20 protein-coding genes are annotated in these 16,590 nt (G+C 65.0%); 13 read left to right on the forward strand and 7 right to left on the reverse strand.

Annotated elements, in window-relative coordinates; genetic code table 11:
* Positions 1–15 precede the first annotated feature (15 nt).
* From yidC to SCLO_RS09575, 3 genes are read left to right on the forward strand one after another with little or no spacing between them, the layout of a single operon-like run.
* Complete coding sequence (yidC, locus tag SCLO_RS09565; RefSeq protein ID WP_066515084.1) at positions 16–1,719, forward strand: membrane protein insertase YidC; 1,704 nt, start codon at positions 16–18, stop codon at positions 1,717–1,719.
* A 10-nt stretch (positions 1,720–1,729) separates the two neighbouring features.
* Positions 1,730–2,392: a ribosome biogenesis GTP-binding protein YihA/YsxC gene (gene yihA, locus SCLO_RS09570; protein ID WP_066515087.1), complete on the forward strand. Its 663-nt coding sequence runs from the start codon at positions 1,730–1,732 to the stop codon at positions 2,390–2,392.
* A 12-nt stretch (positions 2,393–2,404) separates the two neighbouring features.
* Positions 2,405–2,707: an alkylphosphonate utilization protein gene (locus SCLO_RS09575; protein WP_066515096.1), complete on the forward strand. Its 303-nt coding sequence runs from the start codon at positions 2,405–2,407 to the stop codon at positions 2,705–2,707.
* An 8-nt stretch (positions 2,708–2,715) separates the two neighbouring features.
* Here the strand turns inward: SCLO_RS09575 and SCLO_RS09580 are convergent, their stop codons facing one another.
* Together SCLO_RS09580 and SCLO_RS09585 are read right to left on the reverse strand one after the other, a co-directional pair.
* On the reverse strand, positions 2,716–3,276 hold the full coding sequence (locus tag SCLO_RS09580; RefSeq protein ID WP_231923206.1) for a 2'-5' RNA ligase family protein: 561 nt from the start codon (positions 3,274–3,276) through the stop codon (positions 2,716–2,718).
* Between the two features lie 244 nt (positions 3,277–3,520).
* Entirely contained in the window at positions 3,521–3,808 is a 288-nt protein-coding gene (locus SCLO_RS09585; protein WP_066515097.1) for a DUF3175 domain-containing protein, read from the reverse strand.
* Between the two features lie 148 nt (positions 3,809–3,956).
* On the opposite strand from SCLO_RS09585, the gene SCLO_RS09590 reads away from it, so the two are divergent.
* Together SCLO_RS09590 and SCLO_RS09595 are read left to right on the forward strand one after the other, a co-directional pair.
* On the forward strand, positions 3,957–6,005 hold the full coding sequence (locus SCLO_RS09590; RefSeq protein WP_066515098.1) for a carbon starvation CstA family protein: 2,049 nt from the start codon (positions 3,957–3,959) through the stop codon (positions 6,003–6,005).
* Positions 6,002–6,187, forward strand: coding sequence for a YbdD/YjiX family protein (locus tag SCLO_RS09595; RefSeq protein ID WP_066515100.1), 186 nt, complete (start codon positions 6,002–6,004; stop codon positions 6,185–6,187). Before SCLO_RS09590 ends, SCLO_RS09595 begins: the two co-directional genes overlap by 4 nt.
* A gap of 184 nt (positions 6,188–6,371) precedes the next feature.
* Here SCLO_RS09595 and SCLO_RS09600 read toward each other — a convergent pair whose 3' ends face one another.
* Positions 6,372–7,046 (reverse strand): S24 family peptidase, encoded by a 675-nt coding sequence (locus SCLO_RS09600; protein ID WP_066515101.1) that lies wholly within the window; start codon positions 7,044–7,046, stop codon positions 6,372–6,374.
* 115 nt (positions 7,047–7,161) lie between these two features.
* Here SCLO_RS09600 and SCLO_RS09605 point away from each other — a divergent pair, with 115 nt between their 5' ends.
* Positions 7,162–7,347: a hypothetical protein gene (locus SCLO_RS09605; protein ID WP_066515199.1), complete on the forward strand. Its 186-nt coding sequence runs from the start codon at positions 7,162–7,164 to the stop codon at positions 7,345–7,347.
* Entirely contained in the window at positions 7,344–7,703 is a 360-nt protein-coding gene (locus SCLO_RS09610) for a hypothetical protein (RefSeq protein ID WP_066515103.1), read from the forward strand. The genes SCLO_RS09605 and SCLO_RS09610 overlap by 4 nt, the downstream gene beginning before the upstream one ends.
* Before the next feature lie 14 nt (positions 7,704–7,717).
* Here the strand turns inward: SCLO_RS09610 and SCLO_RS09615 are convergent, their stop codons facing one another.
* Positions 7,718–8,659 (reverse strand): hypothetical protein, encoded by a 942-nt coding sequence (locus SCLO_RS09615; protein ID WP_231923207.1) that lies wholly within the window; start codon positions 8,657–8,659, stop codon positions 7,718–7,720.
* Positions 8,660–8,676: 17 nt separating this feature from the next.
* Positions 8,677–9,915, reverse strand: coding sequence for a TIGR04063 family PEP-CTERM/XrtA system glycosyltransferase (locus SCLO_RS09620; RefSeq protein ID WP_083948991.1), 1,239 nt, complete (start codon positions 9,913–9,915; stop codon positions 8,677–8,679).
* A gap of 80 nt (positions 9,916–9,995) precedes the next feature.
* Here SCLO_RS09620 and SCLO_RS24185 point away from each other — a divergent pair, with 80 nt between their 5' ends.
* The 3 genes from SCLO_RS24185 to SCLO_RS09630 are packed head-to-tail and all read left to right on the forward strand — an operon-like array spanning position 9,996 to position 12,191.
* A complete protein-coding gene (locus SCLO_RS24185) occupies positions 9,996–10,118 on the forward strand; it encodes a hypothetical protein (protein ID WP_255210213.1) in 123 nt (40 codons plus the stop codon).
* The gene (locus tag SCLO_RS09625; protein ID WP_066515107.1) at positions 10,111–11,475 is read left to right on the forward strand and encodes a putative O-glycosylation ligase, exosortase A system-associated; all 1,365 of its coding nucleotides are present in this window, start codon (positions 10,111–10,113) and stop codon (positions 11,473–11,475) included. Before SCLO_RS24185 ends, SCLO_RS09625 begins: the two co-directional genes overlap by 8 nt.
* Positions 11,472–12,191 carry a hypothetical protein gene (locus SCLO_RS09630; protein ID WP_066515110.1) on the forward strand — a complete coding sequence of 240 codons (720 nt, stop codon included), beginning with the start codon at positions 11,472–11,474 and terminating at the stop codon, positions 12,189–12,191. Before SCLO_RS09625 ends, SCLO_RS09630 begins: the two co-directional genes overlap by 4 nt.
* Here the strand turns inward: SCLO_RS09630 and SCLO_RS09635 are convergent.
* Complete coding sequence (locus SCLO_RS09635; protein ID WP_066515112.1) at positions 12,151–12,705, reverse strand: type 1 glutamine amidotransferase domain-containing protein; 555 nt, start codon at positions 12,703–12,705, stop codon at positions 12,151–12,153. The two genes, SCLO_RS09630 and SCLO_RS09635, sit on opposite strands and share 41 nt — an antisense overlap.
* Before the next feature lie 115 nt (positions 12,706–12,820).
* On the opposite strand from SCLO_RS09635, the gene SCLO_RS09640 reads away from it, so the two are divergent.
* The 3 genes from SCLO_RS09640 (at position 12,821) to SCLO_RS09650 (ending at position 15,533) form a co-directional block, all read left to right on the forward strand.
* Positions 12,821–13,831, forward strand: a complete 1,011-nt coding sequence (locus tag SCLO_RS09640) for a DNA topoisomerase IB (protein ID WP_066515117.1) — start codon at positions 12,821–12,823, stop codon at positions 13,829–13,831.
* A 28-nt stretch (positions 13,832–13,859) separates the two neighbouring features.
* Entirely contained in the window at positions 13,860–15,023 is a 1,164-nt protein-coding gene (locus SCLO_RS09645) for a mechanosensitive ion channel family protein (protein WP_066515119.1), read from the forward strand.
* 111 nt (positions 15,024–15,134) lie between these two features.
* On the forward strand, positions 15,135–15,533 hold the full coding sequence (locus SCLO_RS09650) for a hypothetical protein (protein WP_066515205.1): 399 nt from the start codon (positions 15,135–15,137) through the stop codon (positions 15,531–15,533).
* Here the strand turns inward: SCLO_RS09650 and dgcA are convergent.
* Positions 15,527–16,504, reverse strand: a complete 978-nt coding sequence (gene dgcA, locus SCLO_RS09655; RefSeq protein ID WP_066515208.1) for an N-acetyl-D-Glu racemase DgcA — start codon at positions 16,502–16,504, stop codon at positions 15,527–15,529. The two genes, SCLO_RS09650 and dgcA, sit on opposite strands and share 7 nt — an antisense overlap.
* Positions 16,505–16,590 lie beyond the last annotated feature (86 nt).

A 16,590-nucleotide genomic window follows, 5' to 3' on the forward strand; every position in this document is an offset into this window, starting at 1 on the left:
GCGGAGCCGAGATAAGTGGACGACAAGAAGAACATCGTGCTGGCGGTCATCCTGACCGCGCTGATCCTGTTCGGCTGGCCCTATATCGCCAATCATTTCTTCCCGACGGCCAATCCGCCCGCGACCAGGGTGGAAGGCGGCAAGGAAACCCCCGTCGCGCAGACGGGCGCCGATCCCGCGGCGGATACGCCGGGCGCGATCCGCGACCGCGCGCTGGTGCTGAAGGAAGGGCCGCGCATTCCTATCCGCACGCCCAAGCTGACCGGCTCCATCAACCTCAAGGGCGCGCGCATCGACGACATCGTGCTGCCGACCTACAGCGAAACCATCGCCAAGGATTCGCCGGCCATCCGGCTTTTCTCGCCCAGCGGAACGCAGGACGCCTTCTTCGCCGGATTCGGCTGGCAGGGCGAAGGCCTGAAGACGCCGGACAACAATACGGTCTGGACGGCGCAAGGCACGGAACTGACGCCGACCAGCCCGGTCACGCTGCGTTGGGACAATGGCGTGGGCCAGACGTTCGAGATCCGCTATTCGGTCGATCAGAATTACATGATCACCGCGCAGCAGAAGCTGTCGAACAGCGGCGCAGGCGCGGTCGGCGTCAAGAGCTATGGCTATGTCAACCGCACCGGCATCCCGAAGGACCCCGATACCTGGACCATCCATATCGGGCCGATGGGCGTGTTCAACGGCGCGGCCAATTACGACGTCAATTACAAGGATCTGGACAAGGGCCCTTCGACCCAGAGCTTCCAGTCCACCGGCGGCTGGCTGGGCTTCACCGACAAATATTGGCTGTCCGCGCTGGTCCCCGACCAGAAGGAAGCCTTTGCGGGCCAGTTCCGCAAGGGCGCCGGCACGCAATATCAGGCGGACTACAGCCTCAATCCCGTGATGCTAGCTCCGGGCAAGGCGATCACCCAGACCGCACGCCTGTTCGTCGGCGCGAAGGAAGTGAAGACGCTGGAAGCCTATCAGGACGCGGGCATTCCCTTGTTCGACCGGGCGATCGACTGGGGCTGGTTCTACTGGTTCGAAAAGCCGATCTTCGCGCTGCTCCACTGGCTGTTCGAGCATATCGGCAATTTCGGCGTGGCGATCATCTGCCTGACCTTCGTGGTCCGGGCGCTGATGTTCCCGGTCGCCCAGCGCCAGTTCGCCAGCATGGCCGCGATGCGCGCCGTGCAGCCGAAGATGAAGGCGTTGCAGGAGAAGTATAAGGACGACAAGCCGAAGCTCCAGCAGGAGATGATGGAGCTCTACAAGCGGGAGAAGGTCAATCCGCTGGCCGGGTGCCTGCCGATCTTCATCCAGATCCCGATCTTCTTCGCGCTCTACAAGGTGTTGCAGCTCACCATCGAAATGCGGCACCAGCCCTTCGTGCTGTGGATCAAGGATCTTTCCGCGCCCGATCCGCTGCATATCCTGAACCTCTTCGGCCTGCTGCCGTTCACGCCCCCGGCTTTCCTGGGCATCGGCGTGCTGGCGCTGCTGCTGGGCATCAGCATGTATTTCCAGTTCAAGCTGAACCCGGCCCAGATGGACCCGATGCAGCAGCAGGTGTTCGCGATCATGCCCTGGGTCATGATGTTCATCATGGCGCCGTTCGCGGCGGGGCTGCTGGTCTACTGGATCACCAACAACTGCCTGTCGATGGCGCAGCAATGGTGGCTCTACAAGCGCCACCCGCAGCTGAGCGCGGCGGAAGCGAAATAGGCTGCCCGGCGTGAATGAACAGGACAGCACCGGGCAGGATCGGGCCGATCTGATCGAGGAAGCGCGCAAGGTCTTTGCCGGACCGATCATCTTCCTCAAATCCGCGCCGGACCTCAAATTCCTGCCCGACATGGCGGTGAACGAGGTGGCGTTCGCGGGGCGGTCCAATGTCGGGAAGTCGTCGCTGCTGAACGCGCTGACCGGGCGCAACGGGCTGGCGCGCACGTCCAATACACCGGGACGGACGCAGGAGTTGAACTTCTTCGACGTGGGGGAGCCGCTGCGCTTCCGCCTCGTCGACATGCCGGGCTATGGCTATGCGCGCGCGCCCAAGGATATGGTGCGCCGATGGCGCTTCCTCGTGAACGACTATCTGCGGGGGCGGGCCAAGCTCAAGCGGACGCTGGTGCTGATCGACAGCCGCCATGGCATCAAGGAGGCCGATAGCGACATGCTGGACATGCTGGATGCCGCCGCGGTCAGCTATCGCATCGTCCTTACCAAGGCGGACAAGGTGAAGGCCAGTCATCTGGCCGAGGTCATGGACAAGACGGCGCAGGCGATCCGCAAACGCCCCGCTGCTCATCCCGATATCATCGCCACGTCCAGCGAAAAGGGCATGGGCTTGCCGGAACTGCGCGCGGCGGTGCTGGAAAGCGTCACGCAAGGATAAGGGACAAATCGCATGAGCGACGATGAGTATGTTTATGACGAAGCCAGCGGCGAATGGATCAGCGCGGCGGAATCGGCGGCAAAGCGGCAGGACGCCGATACGGTGGAAGTGCGCGACGCGGTCGGCAATCTGCTGGCGGACGGCGATCAGGTGACGCTCATCAAGGATCTGACGGTCAAGGGCGCGGGACAGACGTTGAAGCGCGGGACGCTTATCAAGGCGATCCGGCTGACGGGCGATCCGCAGGAGATCGATTGCCGCTATGACGGCATCAAGGGCCTGGTGCTGCGCGCCGAATTCGTTCGCAAGCGATAGCGCGGCCGTCAGAACAGGCTGAGTTGCGCCCCGCCCTTGAGCGGCCATCGGCCCAGCTCTTCATGCCGGGTGCGGCCCACATGGCTGCAAATCAACGCGAAATCCTCGACGCACCAGCCAAAGCCTTCCACGGGTCGATGCCCGACAGGGCCGGCGCGGTAGAAAAGCGTCTGGTGCGGGCTGAAGCGCCAGCCGGTGCGAAGCATCACGCCCGCCTCCTCAATCGCGCGGACAAGGGCGCGTTGCAGCGCGTTCAGCCCCTGCACGGCGCGGGACGGCCGAAGCGCCGCGGATCGGGTGGAAAAGCTCAAGCGATCGAGCCGGAGGTGGAAGGGGGCGGCCATGATCGTCTCGGCGGCCTGGAGCAATCGGCATGCCGCCTCTCGGGGATAGGCCGCGTGATCGCCGGTGATGGCAAGGGTGATATGCTGATGTTCCGTCCGGATGCGAGGGACGCCTTCAGCCAGCGCCGCCGCAAGATGATCGGTCCGGCGCGCCACGCCATGCGGCGGCTTGAGCGCAAAGAACAGGCGGTATCGCAGACATGGGCTGGCGGGCGTTTGCATCATATCCGACTCGCGTTACATATGTTCATGATATGTTCCAATCCGAATGCGGGCGATAGAAGTTTTCGGTAGGGAGGAGCGGACATGCGTGCTTCTAACATGCACCTTGCTCCCGCGAGGGCAGGAGCCCGGATCGGACGGCAGAACCGGGCTTTCACGAGCCACTTGTTTCGATCGAGTGCCTTTGCAGGAGCACGTCTCGCTTAACGGCAAAGTCTGCCCGGAAACAACCGTAACTCCATTCCGCCTATGCCTTGCGGGGCCTTCCGAAAGCGGCGCGCAGTTCGTCCTTGGCCTGCTCCAGTATCTGGCGCTGATGGGTGTCGAGTTCCTTGCCGGCCCGGTTGATGTAGAAGGTCAACATCGACATGGCCGAGCGGAACGGCCCGCTCTTGCGGCGATGGCTGGCTTCCGCAGAGCGTTTCAGGGAAGCCGCGATCCTGCGCGGATCGCGCAGGGTGAAGACATCGCGCCTGAGGTCCAGGGCATCGCTCCCCTCCGTCACCTGCTGCGACCATTTACGCTTCTTCGGCATTTGTCCGTCCTCCATGCAAGAGAAGATCGACGGAACAACGGAACATCGCGCGAAAAGGTTCGCCCATGGCGTGCAAGAGACGATTGTCTTTCGATCACGCGCCCTTACTGTGCGGCCAATCCAAGAAGCGGACGAGCAAGAGAGAGCGATGGCGCGGCACATTCCCTGGATATTGATCGCGATCATGGGCGCGGTATCGTTGAGCGTGGTGGCCGTGTCACGGGGCGAGGCGGTGAATGCGCTCTGGATCGTGGTGGCGGCGGTCAGCAGCTTCCTCGTCGCCTATCGCTATTATGCGCTCTACATCGCGCGGCATGTGATGCGGCTCGATCCGGCGCGGCCGACGCCCGCGATCCGGCGCGCCGACGGCATGGATTATGTCGCGACCGACCGGACGGTGCTGTTCGGCCACCATTTCGCGGCCATTGCGGGCGCGGGACCGCTGGTGGGACCGGTGCTGGCGGCGCAGATGGGCTATCTGCCCGGAACGCTGTGGATCATCGCGGGCGTGGTGCTGGCGGGCGCGGTGCAGGACTTCATGGTCCTGTTCATCTCGATGCGGCGGGACGGCAAGTCGCTGGGCGAACTGATCCGCATGGAAATGGGACAGGTCGCGGGGACCATCGCGCTGTTCGGCGCCTTCATGATCATGGTCATCATCCTTGCGGTGCTGGCGCTGATCGTCGTGAAGGCGCTGGCGGAAAGCCCGTGGGGCATGTTCACCGTGGCGGCGACGGTGCCGCTCGCCATCTTCATGGGCGTCTATACGCGCTGGATCAGGCCGGGGCGGATCGGTGAAGTGTCGCTGCTGGGGCTGGTCGGGTTGCTGGCCGCGATCGTCTATGGACAGACCATCGCCCAGTCGCCGGTCTGGGGCCCGGCCTTCACCTTCACGCCGGTGCAATTGTGCTGGATATTGATCAGCTATGGCGCGGTGGCGTCGGTGCTGCCGGTGTGGCTGCTGCTCGCGCCGCGCGACTATCTGTCGACCTTCCTCAAGATCGGGGCCATCGCGGCGCTCGCCATCGGCATCGTCATCATGGCGCCGCCGCTCAGGATGCACGCGGTCACGCCATTCGTGAACGGCGGCGGGCCGGTCTGGTCGGGCGGACTGTTCCCCTTCCTCTTCATCACCATCGCCTGCGGGGCGGTGTCGGGCTTCCACGCGCTGATCGCGAGCGGAACCACGCCCAAGCTGATCGCGAGCGAGGCCGACGCGCCCATCATCGGCTATGGCGCCATGCTGATGGAGGCGTTCGTCGCGATCATGGCGCTGGTGGGGGCGTCGATCCTCGATCCGGGCATCTATTTCACGATGAACAGCCCCGCCGCCGTCATCGGCACGGACGCGGCGAGCGCGGCGGCGGCGGTGACGGCCATGGGATTCCCGATCGAACCGGGCCTGATCCTCCAGACGGCGAAGGATGTGGGCGAGCACAGCATCATATCCCGCGCGGGGGGCGCGCCGACGCTGGCCGTGGCGATGGCGGAGATATTCTCCCATGTCGTGGGCGGTCCGGCGATGAAGGCCTTCTGGTATCATTTCGCGATCCTGTTCGAGGCGCTGTTCATCCTGACCGCCGTGGATGCGGGTACGCGCGCGGGCCGCTTCATGTTGCAGGACCTGATCGGGCTGGCGGCGCCGGGCTTCAAGGATACGTCCAGCCCCCTGCCCGGCATCGTCGCCACGGGATTGTGCGTGGCGGCATGGGGTTTCTTCCTGCACCAGGGGGTGACCGATCCGCTGGGCGGGGTGAACACGCTCTGGCCCGTGTTCGGCATTTCCAACCAGATGCTCGCCGCCATCGCGCTGATGCTGGGGACGGCGGTGCTGTTCCGCATGAAGCGGGACCGCTATGCCTGGGTAACGATGGCTCCGACGGCGTGGCTGCTGGTCTGCACGGTGAGCGCGGGATGGCTGAAGCTGTTTTCCGGCGATCCGGCCATCGGCTTCCTCGCCCATGCGGCGAAATTTTCCGGAGCCGCCGCGCGGGGCGAGGTGCTGGCGCCCGCCAAGTCCATGGCGGAAATGGAGAAGATCGTCTTCAACGACCGGATCGATGCGGCCTTGTGCGCGATTTTCCTGGCGGTGGTGCTGTCGCTGCTCTTCTTCACCATCCGTACCTGCATCGCGGCGCGGCGGGCCGATCGGCCGACCGCGACGGAAATTCCCGCAGCGATGGCGGCGGCGGAATGAGCGGTTTCCTCACCCGCCTGCGGCAGATTGCGCGAGCCATGGTCGGCGCGCCCGATTATGACGCCTATCTGCGCCATATGCGGGAGCATCATCCCGGCATCCCGCCATTGAGCGAAGCGCAACTGTTCCGCGAGCGGCAGGATGCGCGCTATGGCGGCAAGAATGGCGGGAAATGCTGCTGATCAGCGTTGGGCGTTCATGCCTGCCTTGATGAAAAGGCCGGCTTCCGCCGTTCGCGCCGCGCCGATCCACGGGGTGATATAACCGCCGCCGGTGCAGGCTGCGCATCCTCCATCCCTCGGCTGGCGGATCACCGATTCATTCCGATCATCCTTCGGGTCCATGTCGCGATTTCGGACCCGCTGATCAGACGAGCCTGCGCCCCGTCCACACGACGCGCCCGACGATATCGACCAGCGCCGGATCAATATCGATCCAGCCGGGATAATGGGCGTTGTCGCTGAGCACGCTGATCGCGTTTCGACGCATCCCCAGCGCCACCCGCTTCACCATCAGCACGCCGTCGAGCCGCAGCACATAAACGCCGTCGCGCAACCGCTCCGCGCCGTCATCATGGTCCACCATGATTTCATCGCCGTCGCTGAGCGTCGGGGCCATCGATTCGCCATCGACGCGGATGATCGAAACGCGCTGCGGACGGACGCCGATATGACGCAGCCAGCTCGCGTCGAAAGCCATGACGCCCGCTGCCCGTTCATCATCGTCCAACGTTCCCGATCCCGCCGACGCCCCCAGCGCCAGGCGCGGCACCGCCACGATGGCGGGAATGGAGCGCGAACGCGAAGACGCGCCCGATACAGCCGGGACACGGCCGCCCAGCACGTCCTCCGGAACGCCGAAGTAGCGGGCGAGCACGCGCCGATCCTCCTCATCCAGCTTGCGGGGCGTCCCGCGCTTGATGAACTGCTGGATATAGGCCGGGTTGCGTTTGAGCAGGCGCGAAAGATCGGCATAATTTTCCCCCCGCTCGGCGATCAGCCGATCCAGCACGTCCCGGGGATCTTCTCCATTACCGATCATGTTTCATCCATACTGAAAGGATTTTTCCTAGACAAGTAGGAAATACCGAATGAGATAGGAATATACCTACCGACTTGCGAGGGGCGAGTCGGGCCGGAGGAGGAGACTGATGCCGATGATCCTGCGCGCCATCGAAAATTTCCTGCGCGAACATGATATTCCGCCCACCCGTTTCGGACGCGAATGCGCGCGCGATCCGCGGTTGGTATTCGATCTGCGCAGAGGCCGCGAACCGGGCCGACGGGTAACGCGAAGAATAGAACATTTCATGAACACATATCGCAGGAGCGCGGACATATGACAAGCATCGCGGTGCGGAATTTGGTCCGAAATCGAGTAAATGGAAATCGCGCGCACGATCCCCTGCCGCGCCTTCTGGCGCAACTGCTGGAACGCGCCGGGGGGAATGTCGCCGCCTTGCGCGCGACCAGCCGCCCATGGGCGAGCGCGCTGTTCCAGGGGAGGCGGCATGTCATCGTCCTGGCGCTCGAGGGCGCGGACGCGTCGTGGAGGGCCGCCCGTTTCGTGGACGGCATTGAAGAGGCGCAATGGCAACTCAACCGTCATTTCGTCGCCGACATCGCCATAGACGACCGGCGCGTGACGGAGAAAGGCGTCGAAATCGAGCTTTCGGCGCTGACGATCGAGGATTGGTGAACGGCGGCGGGCCGTTAGCGCGCCCGCCCCGCCATCGTCCGCAATGTTCCAAGCGCGTCGCGCAACGCCACATCGATATCCTCCACCACGGCCTCGCGCACGGGCACGGCGGCAGCGACCGGCATATCCGCGATGACCGAGGGCGGCCCGGCCGCCCCCTTGGCACGAGCTCGCTCCGCAAGGCCCCGTTCCAGCCGGGCCGTCAGTTCCGCGATGGATTGACGTTCCGTGGAAGAGATGGACGGCCTTCCCATCGGACAGGAGGCCGCTTCTTCCCGCGCTTCGGGATGGGCGGCTTCTTCGGCCGGCGCTTCGGAAATATCCGTTTCTTCCGGGAGGGCCGCGCCGGAAAGCGGCATGCCGCCCGCCGATTCAAGCAATTCCTCCTCCGACAGCGGGTGGGGCGCGTTCGGCAATGTCAGGCCGAGAGACATGGCCTCCTGCGCCACAGCCTCGACTTCCTGCCCTTCAGCCTGTCCGGATGCCTTGTTCCGCCCGAAAATGTCGAGACCGTCGAAATCGCGGCTGGCAAAGATCGGCGCGCGTGCCGGCGCGTCGGGATGCGCGTCGGCGCGACGCAGCACAGGCTCGCCGAAGCGGTCCGAAGGATGTCCCCTCCTCCGCGCGAAAGCCGTCAATCTGGACAATGCAAAACCCATTTTACCTGCTCCTCGGACGCGATCGGCGCGTCCTTCCTGTTCCAGGGCCAGAAAGCGACCTTCCCGACGCATAGCCCCTATGATTCCCATCGCCATGAGCGCCGCGAACAGCGCCAGCGCCAACCGGGCCGTCATGCCCAAGGGAGGCGCGGCAGCCGGCAGGATTTCCGAAACGCCGGTGGACGCGATCAGCGTTTCCACCAGCCCGACCGGCATCGACAGCATGGCAAGCGCCGCCCCGGCAGCGCCCAGCGCCGCCAGCGCCACGGCATTGTTCCGCTTCCCGCGCCGAGCCATCGTTCAGCCGCCTCCGGTCACGCCGCCGCACGCGCATCGGGCGCGGCGGCCAGCAGGCGCTGATAAACGGGTTCGTAGCGCAGGATATTCGACGCCCAGTTGCGTTCCCGCTCGACAAAGGCGCGCGCGGCCGCCCGCCGCTCGTCCCAGAATTGCCGGTCGGCGAACATGCCCGCGAGCGCGGCGGCGAGCGCGGCCGGATCATCAGGCGCGAACAGGGTGCCGGTGACGCCATGCTCGATCAGTTCACGATGACCGCCGACGCTGGACGCGGCCACCAGCCTGCCTTGCGCCATCGCCTCCAGCGGCTTGAGCGGCGTCACAAGGTCAGTGAGGCGCATCGCCTTGCGCGGATAGGCGAGAATGTCGACCTGCGCGTAATAATCCTCGACCCGGCTGTGCGGCACGCGGCCCACGAAGACGATATGATCGGCGAAGGGCGATGCCGTCGCCCGGTCGCGCAGCGCCTGTTCGCAAGGCCCTCCCCCCACGAGCAGCAGCTTTGCGCTCGGCCGCGCCCGCACGAGGCGGGGCATGGCCGCGATCAGGTCGTCCAGCCCTTCATAATCATAGAAGCTGCCGATGAAACCGACCACATCCGCGCCTTCGAGGCCCAGCTTCGCGGTGAGGACAGGATCGCGGGCCACGGGCTCCCCGAACTGCTCCATGTCGACGCCGTTGGGCGACACGATGATCTTTCCGGCGTCGATCCCCCGCGCGACCAGGTCCGATCGTAGCCCTTCGCAGATCACGGCGACCGCATCGGCGCTCCGCACGGCATGGGTTTCGAGCTGGCGCGTCAGCCAATAGCGGGGGCTGCCTTCCGTGCCCGTGCCGTTGCCGACCGCCGCGTCCTCCCAAAAGGCGCGAATCTCATAAACGAGGGGAATGCCGTGCCGCCGCGCGATTCGCTGGGCGGCGATGGCGTTGAGCACCGGGGAATGGGCATGGATGATGTCGGGATGCCAATGCCGCACCAGCGATTCGATCGCATCGGCATGGGCGGAAATATCCCGCCATTCGCGCAGCAGGGGGTTGCCGGTCGAAGGCTCGCCGGGCGTGCGATGAAAGCGCAGCCCGTCCACGACCTGTTCCTGCGGCCCCGGCGCCGTGTGGCGGTGGCCGGTGATTCCCCGCACATCCCATCCCTTCGCCGCCTGCGCCCGTAAAATGGCGCGTGTGCGGAAGGTGTAGCCGCTCTGCATGGGCAGGCTGTGGTCGAGCACATGGAGGATACGTGTCGTCATGGATGCCATGTCTGGCAGAAATTGTTTAACGGCCCGTCAACTCTGTCGCGTTAGGAGGGACCCGTGCGTAGCGGAGCCTCCAGCGAATTATGATCGATGCCCTGACCCTGCTGATCAGCCACGGCGCGATCATGCTCGCGGCTTTCCGGCTGTTGTCGCGTCCCGACCTGGACCGCGATCCCGAAACGGAAGGCCCGCCGCGGGATGCGTGATCTTTTCTTCCTTGGCTTTCTGGGGCTTTTCTTCCTGCTGGGTTTCCGGCGGCCATTCCTGCTGGTCGCGGTCTATGCCTATATCGACATCGTTTCGCCCCAGCGGCTCAGCTATTTCCTGCTGAACAGCATCCCCATTTCAGCCATCGCCTTCCTCCTCGCGACGGGGGCGTGGCTGCTGACGGACGACAAGAAGGATTGCCGATTCTCCTTCCGGCAGGTGCTGCTGCTGATCCTGCTTGGCTGGTGCGCCTATACGACCGCGACGGCGGATTTCCCGATAGAAGCGGCGCATAAATGGTCATGGGTCTGGAAGGCGCTGATCTTCGCGATATTCCTGCCGGTGACGCTCCGCACGAAGCTTCGGATCGAGGCGCTGGCGCTGTTCATGGTGCTGTGCGCCAGCGCGATCATCATCAATGGCGGCATGAAGACGGCGCTGTCGGGCGGCGGCTATGGCGTGCTGAACCTGATGGTCGACAATAATAGCGGCCTGTATGAAGGCAGCATCATTTCCTGCGTCGCCATATCGCTGATCCCCGTCATCCTTTGGCTTTCGCGGCATGGCACCGTGTTTCCGTCCGACTGGCGGGTGAAGGGTTTCGCCTATGCGCTTTGCTTCGCCTGCCTGCTGATGCCGGTCGGCACGGAAGCGCGCACGGGCCTCATCTGCATCGCCGCCCTCGCGGGGATGATGCTGATGCGGTCGAAACGGAAATTCATCTATGGTCCGTTGATGCTGGTCGCCGCGCTGGCCTCCATTCCGTTCCTGCCCGACAGCTTCACGCAGCGCATGTCGACGATCGAGAACCACCAGAGCGACGAAAGCGCAGCGACGCGGATCGCCGTATGGAAATGGACGATCGACTATGTGAAGGAGCATCCGGGCGGCGGCGGTTTCGAAAATTATCTTCAGAACAGCTTCACCTATGTGTCCCGGGGCATCGTTTCCGACAGCGGTGGAAGCCGCGTCGAGACGCGCATCGTCACCGACCGGGGCCGCGCCTATCACAGCGCCTATTTCGAATTGCTGGGCGAGCAGGGCTATTTCGGCTTCTTCATCTGGGCGTTGATCCATATCGTGACGTTCGTCCGTACCGAGATGATCCGGCGCGCCTTTCGCGGCCGCGAAGGGACGGGCGAGGCATGGATCGCGCCGCTCGCGCTGGCCCTGCAACAGGGGCATGTCGTCTACATGATCGGATCGCTGTTCGTCGGCATCGCCTATCAGCCGTTCATCTTCATGATGCTGGCCTTGCAGATCGGCCTCGATACCTATCTGACCCGCAAGCGCCGCGATGCCGCCCGCCGTCCGATGATCGCGCGGCCGGTCCTCGCCACGGGGCACGCCGCATGAAAGGCGAGCTGCGCGCGCTGGGCATGGTTCATGGCCTGCTCCTCGGCCTCGTGCTGGCAGCGCCCTGGGTCGGCGCGCAGGTCATGCACTGGGGCGTCGAGGCGCTTTTCATCATGGGCGCATTCCAGCTTCGGCTCGCGGATCGCCGCTTTGCGTTGCGGCCGGGGTGGCGGGGCTGGATCAGCCATATCCGGATGGCGCCACAAAGACTGGCCGCGTGGGCCGCGCTCGCCATAGCCGGGCTGATCGCCCTTCCCCATGAGCCAGGCGTTTCGGCCGCGATCCTGTTCGCGGCACTGCTGGGCGAGTTGCTTCTCTATCCGGCTTGCGTCTGGCTGCTGCCTCGTTTTTCGCGCAGGCAACTCGGCCTGTTCCTTGCCCTCATGCTCCTGTCGGGCCCGATCCTGGACATGGACATGCTTCGCCTGCCCCTTCTGTTCGTCACGGGCATGAGCGCCTGCCTTTTCTGGCTGCGCGGGCCGGACGGAGATGTCCGCGCCTTCGCCGTCGCACTGGCTGGCGGAGGCGCGGCGGCGCTTGCCGCGCTCTTGTGGCCGATGACGGGGCCGCTCTGCGTTCCCTTCGCAACGGTCGCGGGCACCGTCGCGCTCGCGCATCTGTCGGTGATGCGCCGCCATCCCCATCATTGGCGATTGGACGGTCAGGCAAGCGGCTTCAGGCTGTCGCTCCCGCGCCTTCCGTCACGGCCTTTCTGAATGCCGCGACAAAGGCCGGGATGTCCTCCGGCTTGCGGCTGCTGATGAGATTGCCGTCGATCACCACTTCATGATCCACCACCTGCGCCCCGGCATTGGCAAGGTCGGTGCGGACCGAAGGCCAGGAGGTCACCGTCCGGCCGGATACCACATCCGCCTCCACCAGCAGCCAGGGGCCATGGCATATGGCCGCGACCGGCTTGCCCGACTGGACGAAGGCGCGGACCAGTTCGACGGCCTTGCCGTTGGTGCGCAGCGTATCGGGATTGGCGACGCCGCCGGGCAGGATAAGGCCGTCATGATCCTCTATCCTGACTTCATCGAGTGTCAGGTCGGGCGTGATGGTATCGCCTTTTTCATCATGGACCATGCCCTGTATGGGCTTCTTTTCGGGCGAGGCCAGCTTCACGGCGGCGCCCGCCTCGATAAGCCGGTCGCGCGGGTCGAACAGTTCCGATTGCTCGAAGCCGTCCGTTGCGATGATGAGGATGCGGGTCTGGTCTATGGCGGGCATGGGTCGATCCTTTCCGGAGGGGGATGGAACCACAACGAGCCCCTCGCCCGTCCGTTGCGGAACGAAGCGATGAACGGCGGGTTTGAGGGGATGAGAAGGAAAGCCATCCCGTTCCATGCCCGGACAAGCCATCATCCATTCCGACGACAGCCAGCCGGGCATCACGCGACGCAGGCTCAAGCGGGGCTGGGCCTATTATGATGCGGACGGGATCCGCATCGCCGACCGGGACGAGATCGACCGGCTGAACGCCATCGCCATGCCGCCAGCCTATGCCGATTGCTGGTTCTGCCCCTCGCCCAACGGCCATATCCAGGCGACCGGACAGGATGCCCGCGGCCGCAAGCAATATCGCTATCATCCCGATTTCCGGGCGGAGCGCGAAGCGGAGAAATATGCCGGATGCCTTGCCTTCGGCCTGGCCCTGCCCCGATTGCGCGCCCGGCTGGACGCCGATCTTTCCGGCCGGGGACTGCGCAAGGAAAGGACCATCGCGGCGGTCGTGCGCCTGCTCGACCTCGCCAAGCTGCGCATCGGAAACGAGCATTACGCCACCACCAACAAGAGCTTCGGCGCGACCACCCTGCGCCGGCGCCATGTGGACATGGCGGGCCATTCGCTGCGGCTGCGCTACCGCTCCAAATCGGGCCTGCTCCGGGAGATGACGGTCACGGACCGGAGGCTGGCACGCTTCGTGCGCAAGCTGCACGACCTGCCGGGCCAGCATCTGTTCCAATATGTCGATGAAGCGGGCGAGGCCCGGCCGATCACCTCCAGCGACGTCAACGCCTATATCGCCGAAACGATGGGCGGCGCCTTCACCGCCAAGCATTTCCGCACATGGGGCGCCTCCACCATCGCCTTCGCCGCGCTGTGCGAAGGGCCGGTGTCGCTCAAGCAGATGATCGCGCCGGTCGCCGAAGCGCTGGGCAATACGCCCGCCATCAGCCGGAAAAGCTATATCCATCCGGCACTGGTCGATCTGTGCAGAAATGGGCAGGAAACGTGGCGAGAGGGGCTTCGCTTGCCGCGCCGGACACGCTATCTCTCCCGGCATGAGCGCGGACTGATCGCGCTGTTGGATATGCGGACGGAGGAGGAGGAGAAGCTGCCTGCGGCCGCTTGATCCTTCCATCGGAGAACAAGGGACAGGCATGGCGGACAAGACGGATGCAACCATCACCGGGCTGGACGGCCGGCCGCTGAACCTGCGCCGGGACTGGGATCTGCTGACCAACTGGATTTCCGATCATGCGATCCAGATCCTGATCGCGGTGGGCGCGGCCGTCATTATCTACCTGCTGCTGGCCGCGTTGCGATCCTTCGGCACGCGGATCAAGGGCAAGTCCGGCGATCATCTGGGCCTGTCCAACGTGTTGGGCCGCGCCTTCGCCCGGACGACCCAGTTTTTCATGGTGATGGTGTCGGCGCGGCTGGTGGCCGGTTACGCCGACCCGCCCGCCGCGCTTTACAAGACGATCGTCTTCCTCTTCACCATCGCCGCCGTATTCCAGGCCGCCATCTGGCTGCGCGAGGTCATTCTGGGCCTGATCGAACGCAAGGCTTCGGAAGACGGCCACGCCGATACGCTCAGCAATGCCATGGCGCTGATCCGGGTGCTGGTCACGGTGACCCTGTTCGCCATCGCGAGCGTGGTCGTGCTTGACAATCTGGGCGTCAACGTAACCGGGCTGGTCGCGGGTCTCGGCATCGGCGGCATCGCCATCGGCCTCGCCGCGCAGGGCATATTTTCCGATCTGTTCGCCGCGCTTTCCATCATCTTCGACAAGCCTTTCCGCCGGGGCGAGATCATCACCTATGACCAGACCACCGCCCGGGTGGATCGCATCGGCCTCAAAAGCACGCGGCTGCGCGCGGTGACGGGCGAGAAGAAGGTCATTTCCAACGCCAATCTGCTCCAGAAGGAAATCACCAGCCTGCAAAGGCTGACGCAGCGGCGCGTCAGCTTCGCCATCGGCGTCATCTATCAAACGCCGGAGGAGAAGGCCGATGCGATTCCCGGCATGCTGAAGGAGATCGTCGAAAAGGAAGGCCATCTCTTCGTCAATGCCGGACTCGTCAGCTTTGGCGCGAGTTCGCTGGATTTCGAGCTGAATTTCGACGTGCCCGACCCGGACAGGCACGATTACTTCCAGTCGCGGCACAGGGTCGGCCTCGCCATCTGGAAGCGGTTCAATGCGGAGGGGATCGAGTTCGCCTATCCCACCCAGACCAGCTTCACTGCCGCGCCGGACGGCACGGCCATCATGCCCTATCCCGACGTCCAGCCGGTAATGCGCGTCGACGACCGGACCTGATCCCGCGGATTCGGCCTGCCGCGAACCGGACTCGCCCTGTCCCCAAGGCGTTGCGCGGAAACAGCGGCCAAATCTAGGGCTCTGCGCATGCATCAGATGCGGGAGCCTGAAATGAACTTCGCGAAAATCCTGACGGGCGCGGCGGCCCTCACCATCGCCGCCCTGACGCCTGCCGCCCATGCCGACGGGCTGGGCGCGGAAGTGAATTACGGGCGCGCGGACGGCCATTGGGGGGCGGAAATCGGCGCCGGCTATGCCATGGGTATCGGCGGTTTCACCCTGACGCCGGGGGCGGGCGTCTATCTGCGCAATGGCGACGAACGGCTCTATGGCCGGGTGGAGGCAGCCTATACGCTCCCCGCATCGGCCACCATCGGCATCGGCGCGCGCTTCAGCAGTGCCCATACCCGCCCCTATGCGACGCTGGCCATGCCGCTGCTTCCCAAGCTGAGGGTCAAGGGCAATGTCGGTCCCAAATATTATGCGGTCGGACTGACGCTGGGCTACTGACCGGTCCCCCACAGCGTGCCGGGATGCAGCAGGCCATCCTTGACGGCAAGGCCCCCTTCCCGATCCTCCGCCAGCAGCAGCGCGCCGTCCAGGTCGACCCAATCCGCCCCCTGCGCCACCAGCGTGGCGGGCGCGATCCCGAGCGACGTGCCGAGCATGCAGCCCACCATGATCCGGAAACCGCGCGCGCGCGCTTCGGTGGCCAGCGCCAACGCTTCGGTCAGCCCGCCCGCCTTGTCCAGCTTGATGTTGACCGCGTCGAAATCGCCGAGCCGGTCGAGGTCGGCTCTGGTGTGACAGCTTTCGTCGGCGCAGAGCGGCAGGGGCGCATGGACGCCTGACAGCCGGCTTTCCTGCCCATGCAGCACGGGTTGCTCCACCAGCTCCACGCCCAGTTCGGCCAAGGCCCGCGCTTCGACCGCGATGTCGAGCCTGTGCCAGCTTTCATTGGCGTCCACGATCAGGCGCGCGGAGGGGGCTCCGCTTCGGACGGCGGCGATCCGGGCGCGATCGCCCTCGCCGGTCAGCTTGCATTTGAGCAGGGAAAAACCCCGCGCGGCGGCGGCGCGGGCATCGGCCTCCATGCGATCCGGATCGTTCAGGCTGATCGTGAAGGCGGTGACGAGCGGCGCGGGCGGGGCCAGCCCCGCCAGCTTCCACACCGGCGTGGCCGTCCGCTTCGCCTCCAGATCCCAGAGCGCGCAGTCCAGCGCATTGCGGGCCGCCCCGCGCGACATGGTTTCCAGCAACACATGCCGGTCGAGCGGCCCGTCATAGGCACGGAGGGCCGCCGCGCAGTTCTCTGCGCTCTCGCCTTCATAATAGATCGCCGTGCCTTCCCCGCGCCCGACCAGCCCATCCTCCTCGACGGTGCAGACGACCACATCCACCACCGTCTTCGCTCCCCGGCTGATGATGAAGGCTCCCGCCACCGGCCAGCGTTCGACGGTTGCGGATGCGATGCGGATCATGGCGTATTCCTGCGTGATGAGGGACAGCGCGAACGGCCGACCGCCTTCTTCATAGAAACATGCCCGCGCTTGTCCAATCCCATCGG

Source organism: Sphingobium cloacae, assembly GCF_002355855.1.
GTDB lineage: Bacteria > Pseudomonadota > Alphaproteobacteria > Sphingomonadales > Sphingomonadaceae > Sphingobium > Sphingobium cloacae.